Origin of the sequence: Mesorhizobium sp. M1E.F.Ca.ET.041.01.1.1 (assembly GCF_003997355.1) — a bacterium.
Lineage (GTDB): Bacteria > Pseudomonadota > Alphaproteobacteria > Rhizobiales > Rhizobiaceae > Mesorhizobium.
Genome location: NZ_RZSL01000729.1, coordinates 1 through 2,591 on the forward strand (window position 1 = coordinate 1; position 2,591 = coordinate 2,591).

General features: G+C 65.6%; 2 protein-coding genes and 1 pseudogene. All 3 read left to right on the forward strand.

The features are described from left to right. Positions 1–547: pseudogene (locus tag EOA38_RS33235) on the forward strand (succinate--CoA ligase subunit alpha); the annotation flags it as partial. Between the two features lie 77 nt (positions 548–624). Beyond that, positions 625–1,593: a D-glycerate dehydrogenase gene (locus tag EOA38_RS33240; protein WP_126093227.1), complete on the forward strand. Its 969-nt coding sequence runs from the start codon at positions 625–627 to the stop codon at positions 1,591–1,593. Between the two features lie 79 nt (positions 1,594–1,672). After that, positions 1,673–2,591: phosphoenolpyruvate carboxylase (locus EOA38_RS33245; protein ID WP_127301221.1), on the forward strand; the 919-nt coding region annotated here is incomplete at its 3' end.

Below are 2,591 nucleotides of genomic sequence, written 5' to 3' on the forward strand. Positions count from 1 at the left end.
GGACCGCATGCGCCTCGTCGGGCCGAACTGCGCCGGCGTCATCACGCCCGGACAGGCGCTGATGGGCATCATGCCCGGCAGCATCTATCTCCCCGGCCGCGTCGGCATCGTCGGCCGCTCCGGCACGCTGGGCTATGAGGCCGCCTCACAGATGAAGGCGCTCGGCATCGGCGTGTCGACCAGCGTCGGCATCGGTGGCGATCCGATCAACGGTTCGTCCTTCAAGGACATTCTGCAGCTCTTCGAGCGAGACGAAGAGACCGACGCCGTGGTGATGATCGGCGAGATCGGAGGGCCACAGGAAGCGGAAGCCGCGATCTGGGCGCGCGACAACATGCGCAAACCGCTGATTGCCTACATCGCCGGGCTTTCGGCGCCGAAGGGGCGCCGCATGGGCCATGCCGGCGCGATCATCTCGGCCTTCGGCGAGTCGGCGCAGGAGAAGGTCGAGATCCTGAAGGACGCCGGCGTCGTCATCGTGCCGACCCCCGCCTCCTTCGGCGAGGTCGTGGCCGATACGCTGGCGCGGACGAAGAAGGCGGCGTGACGGCCGCATAGCCCGCAAAATGTGAAGTCTGGGTCGCCGGAAGCATCGCGGCGGCCCATCGATCGGCGAGAAATTCGATGAAACCGCGTTTGATTGTTACCCGTAGATGGCCGGCCGCCGTCGAAGCTATCCTCGCCGAGCGCTTCGACACCACGCTCAACGCCAGCGATGAGCCGCTGAGTCCTGCCGCGATGACTTCCGCCTTCGCGGATTTCGACGCGATCCTGGCAACGGTCAGCGACCGCTTGCCCGTCGCGGTGTTTCCTGAGACCGCCGCCCGCACCCGCATCATCGCCAATTTCGGCGTCGGCTTCAGCCATATCGATATCGCGGCGGCTCGCGACCGCGACATCGTGGTGACCAACACGCCGGGCGTGCTGACCGATTGCACCGCCGACCTTGCGCTTAGCCTGATGTTGGCTGTCGCGCGCCGGACCGGCGAGGGCGAGCGGCAGTTGCGGGCCGGAGAGTGGCGTGGCTGGTCGCCGACCCACATGGCCGGCGCCAAGGTGTCGGGCAAGACCTTGGGTATCGTCGGCATGGGACGCATCGGCAAGGCGACGGCCAAGCGCGCGCATTTCGGCTTCGGCATGAAGATCGTGTTCTTCAATCGCTCGCCCGTCGATGACGACGAGACGCGCGCCATGGGCGCGGTGCAGATGCAGACCTTGGACGATGTGCTCGTGGCATCCGATTTCGTCTCGCTGCACTGTCCGGGCGGCGCGGAAAACCGCCATCTCATCGATGCTCGAAGCCTGCGGTCGATGCAGCGCGGCGCCTTCCTGATCAACACGGCGCGCGGCGACGTCGTCGACCAGGATGCTCTGATCGGCGCGCTGGAAAGGCGCGAGATCGCAGGCGCGGGTCTCGACGTCTTTGCCGACGAGCCGGCCGTTCCGGAAGCGCTGAAGCGATTGGAGAACGTCGTGCTGTTGCCGCATCTCGGCAGCGCGACCGAGGAAACGCGGGTGGCGATGGGAATGAAGGTGGTGGAGAACCTGACCGCCTTCTTCGAAGGCCGCCCGGTCCCTGATCGGGTCGCCTGACGTTAATCCGGTTCAGCGCGGCGCGCTTCAAGGGCGCGGCTACGCGCTGCAATCAATGCGGACGGATCAGGAAAGCGGTTTGGAACAGAGCAGACGCATCAAATTTCGTGAGGACGAGCGCAGCCTTCTGTTGCGCCTGCTGCTTAAGGTCGCAAGCGCGCGCGCCCCCGAGATCGCCGCGGTCTTAAGCGGGCGCAGGTCGCTCGTCTCCCTCGCCCCAGAGCAGCGCATCCCGGCGCTTCAGGCGAGCGGCGTCTGGTTCCAGTTGCTGACGATTGCCGACGAGTTGCTTGCCATGCGGGCGCGTCGCGAACTCGAACAAGGCGCGGGTGCCGGCGAAGTGCCCGGATCCTTCGCCAGCGTGATCGCCCAGATGGCGGCGAACGGTCACTCTGGCGAAGAAGTCCAGGCGACGCTCGATGAGCTTTGCGTCGGCCCGACCATGACCGCCCATCCGACCGAGGCCAAACGCGTCACTGTGCTGGAGATCCACCGCCGTATCTATCGCAAGCTGACCGATCTCGACCAGCCGCGCTGGGCGCCGCGCGAGCGCGACCTGTTGGTCGCCGATCTGGAAAGCGAGATCGAGCTTCTGTGGATGACGGGCGAGCTGCGGCTGGAGCGCCCGACAGTCGAAGGCGAAATCGCCTGGAGCCTGCATTTCTTTCGCGAGGTGATCTTCGAGGCAACGCCACAGCTCTATGGCAAGCTTCAAGGCGCCTTCGAGCGCCACTATCCGGGCAAGCCGATCAGAATTCCCTCCTTCATGCGCTACGCCTCGTGGATCGGCGGCGACCGCGACGGCAATCCGAATGTGACGGCCGCGGTCACCGCCCATGCCATGGCCGAATACCACAATACCGCCATAGGCTGGTATCTGACGCAGGTGCAGCGGCTGGTGACGGTGCTCAGCGCCAGTTCGAACGTCATCGACCTGCCGACGAGCTTCAAGCCGGTGCTGCAAACGGCGCTCGATAAAAGCGGACAGGCTGACGTCA

Coding starts and splice junctions, on each gene's coding strand:
- EOA38_RS33240 (WP_126093227.1), top strand. CDS start 625: ATGAAACCGCGTTTGATTGTTACCCGTAGATGGCCGGCCGCCGTCGAA.